The organism is Brevibacillus choshinensis, from assembly GCF_016811915.1.
Lineage (GTDB): Bacteria > Bacillota > Bacilli > Brevibacillales > Brevibacillaceae > Brevibacillus > Brevibacillus choshinensis_A.
The window spans coordinates 4,042,789-4,058,352 of the sequence record NZ_CP069127.1; the positions used below are offsets into that span (position 1 = coordinate 4,042,789).

The 15,564-nt window shown below is 54.7% G+C and carries 14 protein-coding genes; 1 reads left to right on the forward strand and 13 read right to left on the reverse strand.

Features of this window, described 5'->3' with window-relative positions; all coding sequences use genetic code 11:
- Positions 1–82 precede the first annotated feature (82 nt).
- The 13 genes from JNE38_RS20345 to JNE38_RS20405 all read right to left on the reverse strand — a co-directional run bounded on the left by JNE38_RS20345 (position 83) and on the right by JNE38_RS20405 (position 14,629).
- Positions 83–919 carry a M55 family metallopeptidase gene (locus tag JNE38_RS20345; protein WP_203352981.1) on the reverse strand — a complete coding sequence of 279 codons (837 nt, stop codon included), beginning with the start codon at positions 917–919 and terminating at the stop codon, positions 83–85.
- Positions 920–943: 24 nt separating this feature from the next.
- The gene (locus JNE38_RS20350) at positions 944–2,374 is read right to left on the reverse strand and encodes a serine hydrolase domain-containing protein (protein WP_203352982.1); all 1,431 of its coding nucleotides are present in this window, start codon (positions 2,372–2,374) and stop codon (positions 944–946) included.
- A complete protein-coding gene (locus tag JNE38_RS20355) occupies positions 2,361–3,788 on the reverse strand; it encodes a serine hydrolase domain-containing protein (protein WP_203352983.1) in 1,428 nt (475 codons plus the stop codon). The genes JNE38_RS20350 and JNE38_RS20355 overlap by 14 nt, the downstream gene beginning before the upstream one ends.
- 1 nt (position 3,789) lies before the next feature.
- A complete protein-coding gene (locus JNE38_RS20360) occupies positions 3,790–4,620 on the reverse strand; it encodes a GNAT family N-acetyltransferase (protein WP_203352984.1) in 831 nt (276 codons plus the stop codon).
- A gap of 19 nt (positions 4,621–4,639) precedes the next feature.
- Positions 4,640–5,767 carry an o-succinylbenzoate synthase gene (gene menC / locus JNE38_RS20365; protein WP_203352985.1) on the reverse strand — a complete coding sequence of 376 codons (1,128 nt, stop codon included), beginning with the start codon at positions 5,765–5,767 and terminating at the stop codon, positions 4,640–4,642.
- Complete coding sequence (locus JNE38_RS20370) at positions 5,764–6,759, reverse strand: ABC transporter ATP-binding protein (protein WP_203352986.1); 996 nt, start codon at positions 6,757–6,759, stop codon at positions 5,764–5,766. The genes menC and JNE38_RS20370 overlap by 4 nt, the downstream gene beginning before the upstream one ends.
- Positions 6,756–7,742, reverse strand: a complete 987-nt coding sequence (locus JNE38_RS20375) for an ABC transporter ATP-binding protein (RefSeq protein WP_203352987.1) — start codon at positions 7,740–7,742, stop codon at positions 6,756–6,758. The genes JNE38_RS20370 and JNE38_RS20375 overlap by 4 nt, the downstream gene beginning before the upstream one ends.
- A gap of 29 nt (positions 7,743–7,771) precedes the next feature.
- Positions 7,772–8,662, reverse strand: a complete 891-nt coding sequence (locus JNE38_RS20380) for a serine hydrolase (protein WP_203352988.1) — start codon at positions 8,660–8,662, stop codon at positions 7,772–7,774.
- A gap of 30 nt (positions 8,663–8,692) precedes the next feature.
- Complete coding sequence (locus JNE38_RS20385; RefSeq protein WP_428993734.1) at positions 8,693–9,553, reverse strand: ABC transporter permease; 861 nt, start codon at positions 9,551–9,553, stop codon at positions 8,693–8,695.
- A gap of 66 nt (positions 9,554–9,619) precedes the next feature.
- Positions 9,620–10,540, reverse strand: coding sequence for an ABC transporter permease (locus JNE38_RS20390; protein WP_203352990.1), 921 nt, complete (start codon positions 10,538–10,540; stop codon positions 9,620–9,622).
- 19 nt (positions 10,541–10,559) lie between these two features.
- A complete protein-coding gene (locus JNE38_RS20395; protein ID WP_203352991.1) occupies positions 10,560–12,200 on the reverse strand; it encodes an ABC transporter substrate-binding protein in 1,641 nt (546 codons plus the stop codon).
- Positions 12,201–12,222: 22 nt separating this feature from the next.
- Entirely contained in the window at positions 12,223–13,092 is an 870-nt protein-coding gene (locus tag JNE38_RS20400) for a MurR/RpiR family transcriptional regulator (protein WP_203352992.1), read from the reverse strand.
- Positions 13,093–13,156: 64 nt separating this feature from the next.
- Entirely contained in the window at positions 13,157–14,629 is a 1,473-nt protein-coding gene (locus JNE38_RS20405; RefSeq protein WP_203357665.1) for a M81 family metallopeptidase, read from the reverse strand.
- A 369-nt stretch (positions 14,630–14,998) separates the two neighbouring features.
- Between JNE38_RS20405 and JNE38_RS20410 the strand changes: the two genes are divergently transcribed.
- Positions 14,999–15,451: a VOC family protein gene (locus tag JNE38_RS20410; protein ID WP_203352993.1), complete on the forward strand. Its 453-nt coding sequence runs from the start codon at positions 14,999–15,001 to the stop codon at positions 15,449–15,451.
- Positions 15,452–15,564: the final 113 nt, after the last annotated feature.

The window sequence follows — 15,564 nt, forward strand, 5'->3', positions numbered from 1 at the left end:
TTTATTCAGGAACAGTAAATGGTAGACCCAGTATACCATAGTCTGCTGCGAATCCCTATTTTTTATGTTTTCAAATTTAGAACTACCCCGTAATCATCCGATTCACTTGCCCCGTAATCAGCAGCATCGTTTGCAGAACAGGCATCATGCTTACCACATCCGAAGACTGGAAGCGAACCGTGCGCCCTTCAATCAGCTCTACCCCCGGCATCCAGCTCACCGCTGTGGCAAACTGAGACTTGGTAAACTCCACCTGGATCGTATTCTCTGCCTGCTGCGGGAGCGGCTGCACCGTGCTGCGTTGGAGCAGCGCCTCTTTTGCTTTGCTGCGGATCAGCTCGCGGGCACGCACCGGGTGCATGGCCTGGGAAGAGAGCCCCGTGATGCCTGTTTTGACGACAGCCGTGAAAACTCCCGGGATATCCTCCTCCACCTCCTGCGCCGTTTGCGAGTCACCTGTCACCAGCACGACCGGCACGCCAAAATCTCCCGCGATCGCGGCATTCAATCCTGCCTCGCCTACCTCTTTGCCATTCAAGACAAGCCGATGAATGGCAAGGCCGGACAGCGTGTGATTGAGCACCGCATCACCCGTTCCCGCTTTTCCGTGATAGCCGATGAAAAAAGCGGCATCGCAGCTGCTGTCGATCCCCTGCATCATGCACAGCGGCTTGAAAAATCCGCGAATTACATCTGCCTGCGGGTGCAGCTCCTCCAAAATCAGATTGTTCATCGGGCCATGCGACTCGTTGACGATGATCTGGGTCGCCCCCGCTTCCAAAGCACCTTCGATCGCGGCGTTAACATCCTGCGTCAGCAGCCGTCTTCCTGCCTCGTAATGGCGCCGCCCCGGGATCGTATCCTCCCACTCCGTGATTCCGGAAATCCCTTCCATATCCAATGAAATAAACACTTTCATCCCTACATGCCTCCCGAATCGAGATTATGCTCCCGCTTCCACTTTTGGCAGCTGGCGAGAGAACAAAGCGAATCGCTTGATGACTCCCTCCGGATCGCGGACAAAGTGGACCGGAGTATCGATGTTGCGACGTGTGAACAGAAACGCATCCTCGCCGATCGGGCGAAGCGAAAGCTCAGTCTCACCCATGACGAGAACCAGCTTCCCTTCTGCCTCATCCAATCGGATACTCACTTGGTCCCCTTCCCCTGACTGGTATGTTCCTTGGTACTGCTCCAATCCGGCGAGCGGCACCTCGTATTCCGCAAAGGCAGCGTATTGGGTATCCAAGGGGCGGCCAAACAGGCTGTTCAAGAGCCCCAGCGTCAGATCCGTGATCGGTGCATCATCCACATTGGTCAGCAGGATTCCGGTCAAGCCCGCTTCTGGAACGATGAACATCTGCGCTGTGACTCCTTTTATGCCTCCGGTATGCTGGATCAGAGTATGTCCCTCGGAAAAAGGTACGATTCCCAATCCGTATCCGTAGCTGCGTACCGAATCGATCCTGGCATGCGGCTCTACCATTTGGGCCACGCTTTCTTTGGAGATGATGGTAGCGCCATGAGAGCTTCCCCCTGTACGGTACAGCTCGGCGTAGCGAAGCATGTCACGAGAAGAGGCTTTGAGGAAGCCCGCAGCGCGCATCGAGGGCGAATCCCACCAGACAGGAGCGCGAAGCACCTGACGAACGCCCTCTTTCACCTTGGGGGTATACAGCATGGCGACATTGTCGTTCTCGCCCAATTCCTCCACATGGAACACGGACCGATCCATCCCTAGCGGCTGCAAGATCTGTTCCTGGATGTACGACTCGTATGATTGGCCGCTGACGCGCTCCACAATGGTCCCGAGCAGCCCAAAAGCGTCGTTGGAATAGCTGAACTGCGTTCCGGGAGGCCCGAGCAGCTCAAACTTCAGCTCGCCGATATAAGCCATCAGCTGTTCAAACGTATCGATCGGCTCGTTTCCGTATTCGGCAAATTGCTTCAGCAGCTCTTCCGCGGTCGGGTCAGCCTCGAGGCTGCGCTGCATGGCAGGAATCAGCGAAGGAAGTGGCGGCAAGCCAAGCGTATGCGTCATGAAGTGATGAATCGTGATCGCCTTTGTATGTGCCTCATCCGGCGTTCGAAACTCGGGCAAGTACTTCACCACCGGATCGTTCACCGACAGCTTTCCTTCCTCCTGCAGCTGCATGATGGCAAGGCATGTGAAGGACTTCGTTATTGACCCGATGCCAAACACGGTATCGAGGTTAATCGGGGTGCCGTCTTCCCGATCCCGATAGCCAAACGTTCTCTCGTAAAAGAGTTCGCCATCCTTCGCCACCGCGACAATGGCTCCCGGCACCTGGAACTCATCGAGGAGATTTTGGACATACGTCTCATAGACGCCTTCCCATTCATGCCGTTTCATGGCACGCCTCCTTCGCCTGTTCCTTGATCAATTGGCGGAAGTGAAACGCCACGCGGATGACGGTGCCTGTCTCGTCACGAACAAAGCGGATCCATTTGGTCAGTCCCGTGGGCATTTGAAAAACAAAGCTGTCTTCCCCTACCGGACGAAGCAGGAAATCCGTTCCCAGCACGGTAAGGATGAGTCCGTCTTCGTTATAAGCGACGTTTACCTGCTCGCCCTCTCCGGAACGATATTCGCCGATAAAGGCTTTCAGCATGTCTGGTGTCACGGCATAATCTGGGTAGCTAGCGATCGGTTCTTCGACTGGCAGGGCTTGGGCTGTATTGATCGTGGCCGCAAGCAGCTCAGCGGAAGGGGCTCCGTCCAGATTGGTCAGGACGATGCAGGTGAGGTTCTCCTCGGGCAGGATGCATAGCTGGGCAGCAATGCCTTTTAGCGCTCCGCCGTGCTCGATCAAGGTCCCGCCGCGAAACTCTGGCGTCACCATAAACCCGTAGCCATAGTGGCGGGATGGCTCCAGTCCTGCATAGTTGCCGATCATCTGCCGGACGCTCTCCTCGGAAAGGATGCGCTTGTCACCGACTTTTCCACCTGTCCGGAAGATTTCGGCATACGCGAGCATATCGCGCCCTGTCGATTTCAAAAAGCCGGCCGCACGCATGGATGGAGCGTCCCACCAGAGCGGGGCGGCGATGACCTCTTTGCCTTCTTCGGTCTTTTTGTTCGTATAGAGAGTCGTTACATCGGAGTAATCGCCCAAGTCTTCCGTCAAAAATACGGTGTGCTTCATGCCAGCCGGATCGAGCAAGTGCTCCCTGACGAAGCTTTCGTACGTCTGGCCGCTGACTCGCTCAATAATCGCTCCCAAGAGAGCATAGCCGTCATTGCTGTAGCTAAACTCCGTGCCAGGTTCACCCAACAGCTCCACATCGAGGTCTGCAATAAAGGCCATCAGCTGCTCGTAAGTATCAATCGGCTCATGCGCAGCCAGATCGATTTTGCTTTCAGCCCCTTGCAAGGCGGGGTCGATCTCCATGCTGCGACGCATCGCATAATACAGGGAAGAGAGCGATGGCAGTCCGGATGTGTGAGACATGAAGTGTGCAATGGTGATTTTCTTCGTCCGCTCTTCGTCTTTCGTCCGAAACTCGGGCAAATAGGCAACAACCGGATCGTGAACGGACAGTTTGGCCATTTCCTGCAGCTGCATGATGGCTACGCAAGTAAACGATTTGGTAATCGAGCCGATGCCGAATACGGTATCCGGCGTCACTTCTGCCTGCTTTTCCGCATCGCGATAGCCGATCCCCTCTGCATAGATGAGCTCTCCCTCTTTGGCAATCCCGATAAATGCTCCCGGCAGCTTGGCAGTCTCCATCAATTTTTGTGCATACGCCTTCAATTGTTCCATCTCACGCTTCCCCCTTCACGCTTCGCTCCAGCACATAGGCATGCACCGGATCATCATTTTTTACCAAGCCCATGACTGCATAGCCTTTTGAAAATGCTTCCTTGCAAAGGCTGCGCAAAGCAAGCCTCCACTCCATCGCCGTGTCGAGATGCTCTTGCTTCATTTTTTGAATGGCCGCAGGGACACTGAGCAGGATTCCGTCATGCGCTCCCACGCCTTGGCGAATGACGGGACGCGGCTGCTGCCGCTCATTCTCCTCCCAGTCCAGCACCACCGGATAGCCTCGCCATTTGCTCTGTTCCAGCGACGTCCCCTGGATGGTGCTCTTCACCCGCTCCGAGCCCAGCTCCCACTCCAGCAAAAAACGGTCGGTCGGCATCCCCTTGTTGATGCCGTCCCCCATGTCGCCGTAGTAAGATTCCATGTAGGTCCTCACCGTCCCGCCCAGCTTGCACAAATTCAGGTAGGCGTTGCGTGCTTCGAGCGGATCGTACGTCCAGGTCATCTTTTCATAGCCGTTTTCCATCGCCCACTCACGCTGGCAGAGCTTCAGCTGCTTCCCGATTCCCCAATCGCGGTATTCAGGAAGGATTCCGAGCATGTGGGAACACAAATGCGCCTTCCCCTCTTTGAAACCGGCAAACCCATAGCAAAAACCAACAGGCTTCTCCTCGTGGTAGGCTGCAATCACGACACCGCCGTTGTGGATCGCCGCCATCAGCTGAGGAACGGGGGAAATGCTGCTCGCCCCCCAGATCCTTCGCTGCAAGTCTTCCATTTCCACCATCTGGGGAGCCGTCATCATGATGCGATACTCCAATTCACGCTGCATGGCAGAGTTCACCTCGAGATCATATCGTCACATTCGTCTGTGAATAGCTTTTCTCCATCACCTGCAGGGCTTTCACCACGTCCCAGTTGATCTCGTACCCAATGCCGGGGCCATCCGGGACTGCGAGAATGCCGGGCTTGGCGAACTCCACTGCTGGCGTGACGATGTCTCGCTCCCAGTAACGGCTGGATGTCGCGGTATCTCCCGGGATGGTGAAGTTGGGCAGCGACGTGATCGCGATGTTGTGCGCGCGGCCAACCCCGCTCTCAAACATCCCTCCGCACCAGACCGGCACATCATGAGCGAGACAGAGATCGTGGATTTTCTTCGCTTCCGTAAGGCCGCCCACTCGCCCCACTTTGATGTTGATGATCTTGCAGCTGCCCAGCTCAATGGCGCGCCTAGCATCTTCAAAGGTATGGATGCTCTCATCGAGGCAAATCGGGGTTTTCATCTGGTGCTGCAGGCGGGCGTGATCGACGATATCATCGTGCGCCAGCGGCTGCTCGATCATGATCAGATTGTAGTCGTCCAGCTCCTTGATCAAATCGAGCTGATCGAGGGAATAAGCGGAATTGGCATCAGCCATCAAAGGCAACGAATCGCCGAAGCGCTTGCGTAAGCCTTCAATCAGGGCAATGTCAAAGCCTGGCTTGATCTTCACCTTGATTTTCTTGTAGCCATCCGCCACGAAGCCTTCTACCTTGGCAACAACTGCATCCACAGACTTCTCGATCCCGACGCTTACGCCCACCTCGATCTCTTGGCGTGTCCCGCCCAATGCCCTCGCCAGTGAGATTCCTTTCTGCTTGGCATGCAAATCCCACACTGCGCTCTCCAATGCGGATTTCGCCATTTGATTTCGGCGAATGGGGGAAAAAAGGCGGGCCACGTCCTCAGGGGACTCGATGGTGCCGCTCAGCAGTTTGGGGATCAGAAAGGTTTCCAGCATGTACAGAACCGTTTCTGTCGTTTCTTCATTATAGAAAGGAGTAGGCATGGCTACGCTTTCCCCGTATCCCACTGCTCCTTCGCTGTGCACGCTGACCAGCAGAAAGTCTCGCTTTGTCTGCTGTCCAATGCTTGCCTCAAACGCTTCCTTCAGCGGCAGGTGCAATCGCTTGATCTCGACTTTTTCGATTTTCATTGAACGTGGCTCCTCTCGCCTTGCCCGTATAAATGGCAGGCTACGACATGATCTTGATCCATGGCAAGCTCAGTGGGCCGCACCGTCTTGCAGATCTCCATCGCATGGCTGCAGCGAGGGTGAAAAGCGCAGCCAACCGGGGGATTCGCTGGACTCGGCACATCGCCGCCCAGCACGATCCGCTCCTTCTTTTTATCAGGGTTGGGTACTGGCACGGCTGAAATCAACGCCTGCGTGTAAGGGTGCAGCGGCCTTTCAAAGAGGCTCTTTTTATCCGCGATCTCTACAATCCGCCCCAAATACATGACCGCGATGCGATCGCTGATATGGCGGATCACTCCTAAATCATGGGAGATAAACAAGTAGGTCAATCCCAAATCATCCTGCAGTTCATCGAGCAGATTCAAGATTTGGGCCTGAATCGAGACATCCAGTGCGGACACCGGCTCATCGGCTACGATCAGCTTGGGCTTGACCGCGATGGCACGGGCGATCCCGATGCGCTGGCGCTGCCCGCCGCTGAATTCATGCGGATAACGGTCAGCATGCTGCGGATTCAGTCCGACCAGACGCAGCAGCTCAAGGACGCGTTCCCGCATCGGGCGAGGATCAGCTTGGGAGGCTCCGACAGACAAGGCTTCGGCCAAAATGGTAGAGACAGTCAGGCGGGGGTTGAGCGATGAATACGGGTCCTGGAAGATGATCTGCATCTGACTGCGCTTGCTCCGCAGCTTGGCTTCCGGCATGGAGACGAGATCCTCTCCATCAAATCGGACGGAGCCATCCGTAGGCTTGATCAGCTGCAGGATGCTGCGGCCTGTCGTCGATTTCCCGCAGCCGCTTTCTCCCACGATCCCCAGCGTCTCTCCCTTCTTCACCCGAAAGGAGACCCCATCCACTGCCTTGACATGACCGGATGTCTGCCCGAAGAGCCCCTTTTTCATCGGAAAGTAGGTTTTGAGATTCTCCACTACCAGCAGATTCTCGCTCATATCGCCAACTCCTTATCCTGATAGACCCAGCATTTGACGGAGTGAGTCCCCGTCGAGATGACTGGCGGCTTTTCCCTCCTGCATCTCTCTACCGCATGCGTGCAACGGGAGCTGAACGGGCACCCTTCCGTTACCTCACCCAAAATCGGCACATTTCCGTCGATCGGCGTCAATCGGTTACTCTCGGTCTCCAGGCTGGGAATGGACTGCAGCAGCCCGACGGTGTACGGGTGCTTGGGATTCGAGAAGATCGTCCGCACATCCGCTTCCTCCACAATCTCCCCGTAGTACATGACCATGACTCGGTCCGCCATTTCTGCCACCACGCCCAAATCGTGTGTGATCAGCAGAATGGCCGTCTTGGCGTTTTGTTTCAAATCGTTCATCAAATCGAGAATTTGTGCCTGAATGGTTACATCCAGCGCGGTCGTCGGTTCGTCGGCGATGAGGAGGTCCGGCTCGCAAGCCATCGCCATGGCAATCATGACCCGCTGCTTCATCCCGCCCGAGAGCTGATGGGGATATTCGCCTGCGATGCTCTCGGGACGAGGAATTCCGACCTTTCGCAGCATCTCGATGGTCTTGGCACGCCGTTCTTGCTTGGTGAGGCCTGTGTGCAATCGGAAGACCTCGTCAATCTGCTTGCCGATCGTATGGACGGGGTTCAGCGATGTCATCGGCTCCTGGAAAATCATCGAGATATCACGACCGCGAATCTCGCGCATTTCACGTTCGGGCAAATCATTGAGGACCTTTTCCTTGAATCGGATACTGCCATCGAGCGATCCCGACTTTTTGGAGATGAGCCCCATGATCGACAGGGAGGTAACGCTTTTGCCGCACCCTGATTCTCCGACAAGCGCTACCGTTTCCCCTGCCCCGATCTGAAAGCTGACTTGATTCACCGCCGTAAACGTCCCCCTCTCTGTCTTCAGCTTCAGAGAGAGCCGTTCGATACTAAGCACGGTCTCGTTTTGCTTCATCGTGTAGCCCCCTATCCTGCGATGATCCGTTACTCGTTTCCGATAAAATGCTCATACGCGGTCTGCGTCAAACTGGCAATCATGCGCTCGCCCTCTTTCGTCGATGCGTTTCCGGTTGAGAAGACGGCGATGGTAAAGGCGCCTTTTCCCTCCGGAAGATAAACGATGCCCACATCGTTGACGACACTCCCGATGGTTCCCGACTTGCAGGCGATGATCGTCTTATCCGGCAGCAAATACGGAATGCGATTGCGCAGCTGCTGCCGCTTCATGATATCGAGGATCCCGTCGCAGACTTCCTGGGACACCAATTGCCCTGTGGCGATCAGCTCCAGCAGCTTGCCCATGTCTGACGGGCTGGACACGTTGTTTTCCGGAATCGGCTGAAAGATGACACTGTCCGCATCAATTCCCGTGGTCTGGAATTTTTGCTTCAGCTTGTGAAAGCCCTCCAGCCCTTTTTTCTCGCCGGCCAATCCCCCGCCGACACTGAGCAGCTCCCAGCAGCTGCTTTTGATGGAGATACGGTCTAGCCCCAGCTCTTTCATAAAGGCATCTACCCGTTCGGTTCCTACGAGCTCCAGCACTTTATCCGTCCCGAGATTGTCGCTGACGATGATCATCAGCATCGCCAAATCTTTTACCGCTACCTCTGCTCCCGGCAAAAACTCCTGCAGCACGCCCGATCCGGGTACCAAGTCATCCTCGGTCAGGCGGATGCGCTCCGCAAGGCTCAGCCTTCCTTCATGGACATCCCGGAACAAGGTCGCAAGGATCGGTACCTTGAACGTGCTCGCCATCTGGAAATAGTGATCCCCGTTGATGAGCGCTTCCTCCTGTGTCTCCAGGTGCTTGACTGCCACCCCGAACGTCGCATTCGTTTCCGACAGCACTGCCTCCAGCTTTTTCTGCAAACTCATGTGCATGCCCCTTTCGCAATGAAACCCGATTTATTTTGGATCAAGCGCATCGCGCAACCCGTCGCCCAAAAGATTGAAGCCGAGTACCACCAGCATGATCGCCATCCCGGGGAATATGGACATCCACCACGCCTGCCCCAGAAAGGCTTTGCCCACGTACACCATCGCACCCCACTCCGGAACTGGAGGCTGCGCTCCCAAGCCGAGGAAGCTGAGTGCCGCCGCCGCGAGAATGCTGCTGCCGAACTGCACCGTCATCAGGACGATGATGGGAGACAAAATATTAGGCAAAATGTGCTTCGCCAAAATCACCGCATCGCTGATTCCCAGCGCCCGCACCGCTTCGATGTACTCCTTTTCCCGAATCGAGAGAACAGAAGCACGTACGATCCGGACATAGGAAGGAATCACCGCGATGACGATCGCAATCATGGCATTCGTCAGCCCCGGCCCCAGTACCGCGATGATCGCGATGGCGAGCAAAAGCGCAGGCAGCGCGAGCAGGATGTCCATCACCTGCATGATGTAGATTTCGAGTCGACGGTAGTATCCCGCGATGATTCCCAAAGTCACCCCAATCGCAGATGCGATCGTGACCGTGATCAAGCCTGTCAGTAGCGAGATCCTGCCTCCATGCAGCAGGCGGGAAAAAATATCGCGGCCAAAATCATCCGTCCCCAGCAGGTGCTTGGCCCCAGGTCCCATCATCCGGTCCTTGAAGTTCATCTGATCGATCGGATACGGCGCGATCCATGGTGCCAAGACGCAGCCGACGGTAAATATCAAGAGAATCACGGCGCCTGCCATCGCGGTCTTGTTTCGAAGCAGCCGTTTGATCACCTGTGACCAGTAGGACGGCGATGGAGCAATCTGAGGTTCCACTGCTCGCACGGGAGGGTGCGTCTCATGCCCTACTTCTAGTTGGCTCAAGTTTCCACTCACGTTCCTCACTCCTTCCTACTCGTATTTAATCCGTGGATCAAACCAGCTGTACAGCAGGTCGACGATCAGGTTGGTGATGGCAAACAGAAAAGCGATAAAGAAAACAAGTCCCTGGATCGTAGGCAGATCCCGTTTGCCGATCGCTTCGATCGCCAGGCTGCCGAGGCCTTGCAGGGAAAAGATCGTTTCAGTCACGACGGCGCCAGCCAAAAGCGCGCCAAACTCCAGACCGATCAGCGTGATGACGGGGATGATGGCGTTTTGCAGGCCATGCCTCAGAATCACCCACTGCCGGGGTGCCCCTTTCGCCTGAGCTGTCCGCATGTAATCCTGCTTGATCACATCCAGCATGCTGGAGCGTGTCATCCGGGCAATCATCCCAGCCTCTCCCAAAGCAAGTGTCACCGCTGGCAAAACGAGCGAGAAGAAGCCGTCGTAGCCGGAAATCGGGAAGATCGGCAGCCTGTAGGCAAAAATCCAGATGAGAAACAGGGCGATCCAAAAGCCGGGAGCAGAAATCCCGATCAGCGAGAAAAAAACCACGACCCGATCCACCCAGGTATTTTGCTTTACGGCTGAGATCACGCCGACGATCACCCCGATGATCGTGGCCAAAACGACACTGTACAAGGCCAATTGGAAAGTAATCGGGAAACGGTCCACAATTTCCTGCCAGACGGTATAGCCCGTTATGTAGGAGGTGCCCAGATCGCCCTGCAGGAGCCTTCCCAAAAAGCTGAAGTATTGCATAATCAACGGCTTGTCGAGTCCAAGCTGTGCGTTCAGTGCAGCGATCGCCTCATCCGTGGGGTAATCCCCGAGCAGATACTGCACGGGGTCCCCTGGAATCAAATGCACCAGCAGAAAGATGAGGATGGTGACGCCGAGTAGCGTCCCCAAGAGCGACAGCAATCTTCGGAAAAGGTATCGTTGCAAACGCCCCACCTCCCTTTCGTTATTTGGTAATGCGGATGTCCGCAAACGGAATGTCGCCAGTGAATGGGTTGAGCTTGTAACCTTCGACATTGCGTGTCGCCGTTACGGATTCGCTGGAGTAGAGCGGCACCCATGGCGCATCGTTTACGAGAATCTCCTGCGCTTCCTCGTACACTTTCATGCGCTCTTCCTCGTTCATTGTCGTGCGTCCTTTGGCGAGCAGCTCATCGACTTTCGGATTCGAATAGTGCACGCGCTTGGAGTTGTCGGTCTGCATCAACAGGTACAAAATATCCGGGTCATTCAAGCCAAAGTAAAGGAGGAACAGCTCATGGTTTCCTTTGATGGCGCGATCCTTGACTGTCGCTACATCCGTCACGGCGATCTTGATGTCGACTCCAATCTCTTTCAGCTGGCTTTGCAGGATTTGTGCGACACGCTGGAGTGCTGGGTCATCGGATAGGAGCAGTTCAAACGAGAGTGGTTTTCCGCCTTTATCCGCGATTCCATCGCCATTGCTGTCGGTGTAGCCCGCTTCAGCCAAAAGCTGCTTTGCTTTGTCCACATTGTGGCCGTACATGTCCTTGGCCATGTTTTCGATCTTTTCACTGTATCCGGGAATGGTCGGAGGGAGTGGGCCGAAGATCGGCTTGGCGAATCCAGACAGCGCGAACTGCACGATCGGCTCGCGATCTACTCCCATCGCGATGGCTTGCTTGATTCGGACGTCTTTGAAAATCTCTTTCTGGTTGTTAAAGCCCAAGTACTTCATGCCTTGTTCCATGCTGGTCTCGATTTTGGTTCCGGGAATGGCCTTCAGCTCTTCCACATATGTGCTCGGCACCTCTTGCAGGATGTTGATGGTCCCTTTTTTAAACTCGAGGATGCGCGTGTCGTCATCCTTCAGGAAGCGGAAGACGAGCTTATCGACATGAGGAGCTCCCTGGTTCTCTGCGTATGGCATTGCCCATTTGTAATCCGGGTTTTTGACATAGGTCACGGATGCTCCGCGCTTGACCTCTGGATGCATGAAAGGCCCTGTCGCGAGGGGCGCTTCCCCGAATTGCTCGCCTTTTTCCTTTAGGCGCTGGGGATCGAAAGGAGAGAGGAACGTTCCCACCAGCATGTTGGCGAATGGGGCAAACGGCTCTTTGAAATACACCTTCACCGTGTTGGCATCTGCCGCCTCGATCTTTTCAATCGGGCCAGCGAGATCCTTGTTTGGCGAAATGGCTGCAAAGCGCTCGATTGATGCTTTCACCGACTCCGCCGTCAATGGGGCTCCGGATTGGAACTTCACGTCTTTGCGCAGCACCAGCGTCCAGACTTTTCCGTCATCCGAGACCTGCCAGGATTCCGCCAAATGCGGGACCAGCTTTCCTTGCATATCGCGGGTCAGGATCGAATCGTACGGCTGGCTGTTGGCATTGTCCAGCCACGTCGTCTTTTGCGGGTCCAGTGTATCCGGCTCGACAGGTGCAGCTACGACGAGTGTCCCACCCGCTGTCGCAGTCTGTGGAGCTGTATTCGAGTTCGTGTTGGTGCCAGCGCCGGTACCTGTGCCTGTCGAGCTGGTGCCTGTGGTCGACGAACATGCAGCCAGCAGCAAGGTCACACTGAGCCCGATCGTCGCCAAGCTCGTATAACGTCTCTTCTTCATGAACATTTCCCCCTCGGATGATTTACTGACTTTCCTGGACGAACGGATAAAATTGCTCGCTTGTCTGGTCGTACCGCTTGATGCGTTTTTTCACCCGCTCCCGATCCGCCTGGGACACCCCGCTCACCACCGCATTCAGCAGCGTAAAGATCGATGACATTCCGCGGAGCGTAGCGGGCGGCGGCGTGGTTACCTTGAGCAGCACATCTGCCAAAGGCCCGAGCGGACAAAGCTCATGATCCGTGACAACCAGAATCTTGCCTCCCTGATCCTTGACCGCATTGGCAAATGACAAGGTATCCTGCAAATAGCGTGGAAAAACGAGAGCGATGAGGAGCCAGTCTCTGTTTATTTCCGAAATCAACTGATTGCCATCGTCCAGCTGCCCCCGGTACAGATGCGTATCCCCCTTGATGATATTGAGCGCAAAGGATAGCCAGTAGGCAGGGGCAAAGCTCGTGCGGCCGCCCACCACAATGATCTTTTTGGCCTTCACGATGCTTTGGACCGCCTGATCAAACAGGTGACGGTCAAGCCCGATCAACGTCTTTTGGATAAAAGACACGTCCTGCTCCATGGTAAAGGAAATCACGTCATCGCTATCGTTGTACTCATAGGTCGCGTCATGATAGGTCTGTACCAAACTCTCACGGATGACCGGAAACAACAGCATTTGCCGAAGCTCGTTCTGAAGCTCGGTAAATCCGGAATAGCCCAGGGAGTAGCAGAGGCGAATCACGGTCGTTTCACTTGTCCCACTGTAGGCGCCAATCACTTTCGCTGGATGGAGAGCCACCTGATTCGGTTCATCGAGAATGTACCTTGCTACCAATTTTTGCTGGTTCGTCAACTGCTCATATGATTTGCGAATGCGCTCGTGCACGCTCCCCATCAAATCCCCCCTCTTTATCAGGTCAAGCCGGTCATGCCGTTTGTTTGCCGATGCTTTTGCTGTGCTAGGAACCTGCCGGGACGGGATCGAGAGGATGGACGGGTCTGTTCAGGCGTTTGTAGTCAAAGGATTGGAACCGCAGAGTCGTGAGTCCGGGAGAATCCACGGTAATGATCTGTGCACTGAGCGGTTCAAAGCTCGCCCGGAAATGCTGGCTGGATTTCAAAGAGACAATTTTGAATTGCGTGACATCGATGCCGTGAAGGAGGAAAACCTGCTCATCCAGCACCTGCGTCTTCACCGAGCAGACGAGAATATCGACCCCATTTGCCTGGAGGCGCACCGATTTTCCCAGATCCACCGGAGAGCCTTTGCCCATCGGAGACGAAGTAATGAACTTCCCATCTGTCAGTGCTTTGACGTACGCCGTAAGCGTAATCGGCTCGCCGTGCAGGTTGTCGGTCTTGCCCCCTAGCTGCACCTCAATCGTCGCCCCCACTCCTTTTTCATGAGCCAGTGCGGCAACCTCCGGATCGTAGATGAAGCCAAAGCAGGCATCCTGCAAGTCCGCTTCCAGCATCGCCCGCAGCAGGTAGGTGCCATCTCCCGGAGTCCCTCCGCCGGGATTGTCGGACGTTTCATTCAGGACGACTGGGAACTTTGTTGCTGCTTTGGCCATTTCCAGCCCTTCTCTTGGTGACAGGACTTGCGGTTCAAACTCCATTCGCTTTTCCCAGATCAGGCTCGCGACGTCCTCTGCAGCCCGCTTTGCCAGCTCTTCATCGCCGTTGGACACTGCCACCACCGTCACGCCCAGCTCGGGAATGTCCGTGTACGGGAAGCCGTGGAAGAATGCGCAGTCTACCATTCCCGGTTCCCGCTCCCATTTATAGCAAACTTCGTTGATATCTTTGGCTGGTGAGAGATTCGTCGTAGAAGTAGGAACGATCAAAGGCAGCTTCACGCGGTGCATGCGCGGTGCCAGCTCGCCCTTGACCATCTTTTCTGCCAGCTGGACCGCCTCCAGACCGCGTTCGTAGCAGTCTGTGTGGGGATAAAGATGCACGCCGAGCAGAATATCTGCTTGCTGAATCATTTCGTCCGTGATATTTCCATGCAGGTCCAGCGTGACAATCAGAGGGATATCGTAGCCCACCTGCTGGCGAACTGCTTTCAGCAAGGCCCCTTCCAAATCGTCAACGCCCTCCGCGACACCTGCCCCGTGAAGAGACAAGCAGATCGCGTCTACCTTCCCTGCGTTTGCAATTCCAGAGAGCAGTTCGTCCTGCAGCGAGTCAAATGTCTCCTTGGTGATCGTGCCTGCTGGATACGCATTCGCTGCAAACGCCCCCACCACTTCAATGCCGCGCTGTCTCGCGCCGTCGACCATGCCTCCCAGGAAATCCCGGACCCCGGCGTGCGCCGACACAATCTCGTCTCCTCGCGCCCACTCCCACAACTCAAAAAGCTCTCGAGTCGTCGGGACATTCGAGAACGTGTTCGTTTCGTGCATGACTTCCCCAATTACGATCTTCATCACTGCTCAGCCTCCATTATTTGATGGATTTTCAAGCACATTCCGTGAATCCGCGTTTTGAAGTTTACACTTTATGATGTATGCGAGAATGAAGTTCTAACTCTAGTTGCATTATAAGCGCGGAATCGGAAAAGCTCAATATCAAATTCTGAAAATAATCACTATTTCGGTTTTTTTGTCGGTAAATTTATTTCTCGCACGAGTGGTATCCACACGCATGAAAAAAGGCGCCTATTGATTAGGCACCTCACCACGCACTATGTAAGGGATATCATGAACTGTGACAAGATGTTAATCGTTTGGGGGGAATTGGTAACTATTGATAGAATAAATATGAAGATAAAATTGTGCACAGGAGGAGATAAAACGATGGAAAAAAACAAATTACTACGAATGGACAATGTTGGCATCGTAGTAGAATCCCTTGATGACGCAATCTCTTTCTTCGAGGAGATTGGCTTGAAGCTGGAAGGGCGAGCTACTGTCGAAGGTGAATGGGCCGGTCGCATCACCGGGCTGGGTTCACAGTGTGTAGAGATTGCTATGATGGTTACCCCAGATGGCCACAGCCGACTTGAACTTTCGCGATTTCTCACCCCACCTACTATATCAGATCACCGAACTGCTCCTGTAAATGCCCTCGGTTATCTACGAGTCATGTTTGCCGTTGAAGACATTGACGAAATGGTATCCAGACTCACTAAGCATGGTGCTCAGCTCGTTGGCGAAGTGGTTCAGTACGAGGACTCGTATCGGCTCTGCTATATTCGTGGAGTTGAAGGACTTCTAATCGGTTTGGCGGAACAACTCGGTAAAAAATAAGTGACGTTTAAAAGCAGTGTGAAAGTATTTCGAAGAAGTCGGGTGCATCGCCTAAACGATAGCTCAATAAGCCGCCTCTTCAACGAGGCGGTTTTCTGATTGTAAAAATCAAC

Coding starts and splice junctions, on each gene's coding strand:
- JNE38_RS20345 (WP_203352981.1), bottom strand. CDS start 919: ATGAAAGTGTTTATTTCATTGGATATGGAAGGGATTTCCGGAATCACG.
- JNE38_RS20350 (WP_203352982.1), bottom strand. CDS start 2,374: ATGAAACGGCATGAATGGGAAGGCGTCTATGAGACGTATGTCCAAAAT.
- JNE38_RS20355 (WP_203352983.1), bottom strand. CDS start 3,788: ATGGAACAATTGAAGGCGTATGCACAAAAATTGATGGAGACTGCCAAG.
- JNE38_RS20360 (WP_203352984.1), bottom strand. CDS start 4,620: ATGCAGCGTGAATTGGAGTATCGCATCATGATGACGGCTCCCCAGATG.
- menC (WP_203352985.1), bottom strand. CDS start 5,767: ATGAAAATCGAAAAAGTCGAGATCAAGCGATTGCACCTGCCGCTGAAG.
- JNE38_RS20370 (WP_203352986.1), bottom strand. CDS start 6,759: ATGAGCGAGAATCTGCTGGTAGTGGAGAATCTCAAAACCTACTTTCCG.
- JNE38_RS20375 (WP_203352987.1), bottom strand. CDS start 7,742: ATGAAGCAAAACGAGACCGTGCTTAGTATCGAACGGCTCTCTCTGAAG.
- JNE38_RS20380 (WP_203352988.1), bottom strand. CDS start 8,662: ATGAGTTTGCAGAAAAAGCTGGAGGCAGTGCTGTCGGAAACGAATGCG.
- JNE38_RS20395 (WP_203352991.1), bottom strand. CDS start 12,200: ATGAAGAAGAGACGTTATACGAGCTTGGCGACGATCGGGCTCAGTGTG.
- JNE38_RS20400 (WP_203352992.1), bottom strand. CDS start 13,092: ATGGGGAGCGTGCACGAGCGCATTCGCAAATCATATGAGCAGTTGACG.
- JNE38_RS20405 (WP_203357665.1), bottom strand. CDS start 14,629: ATGAAGATCGTAATTGGGGAAGTCATGCACGAAACGAACACGTTCTCG.
- JNE38_RS20410 (WP_203352993.1), top strand. CDS start 14,999: ATGGAAAAAAACAAATTACTACGAATGGACAATGTTGGCATCGTAGTA.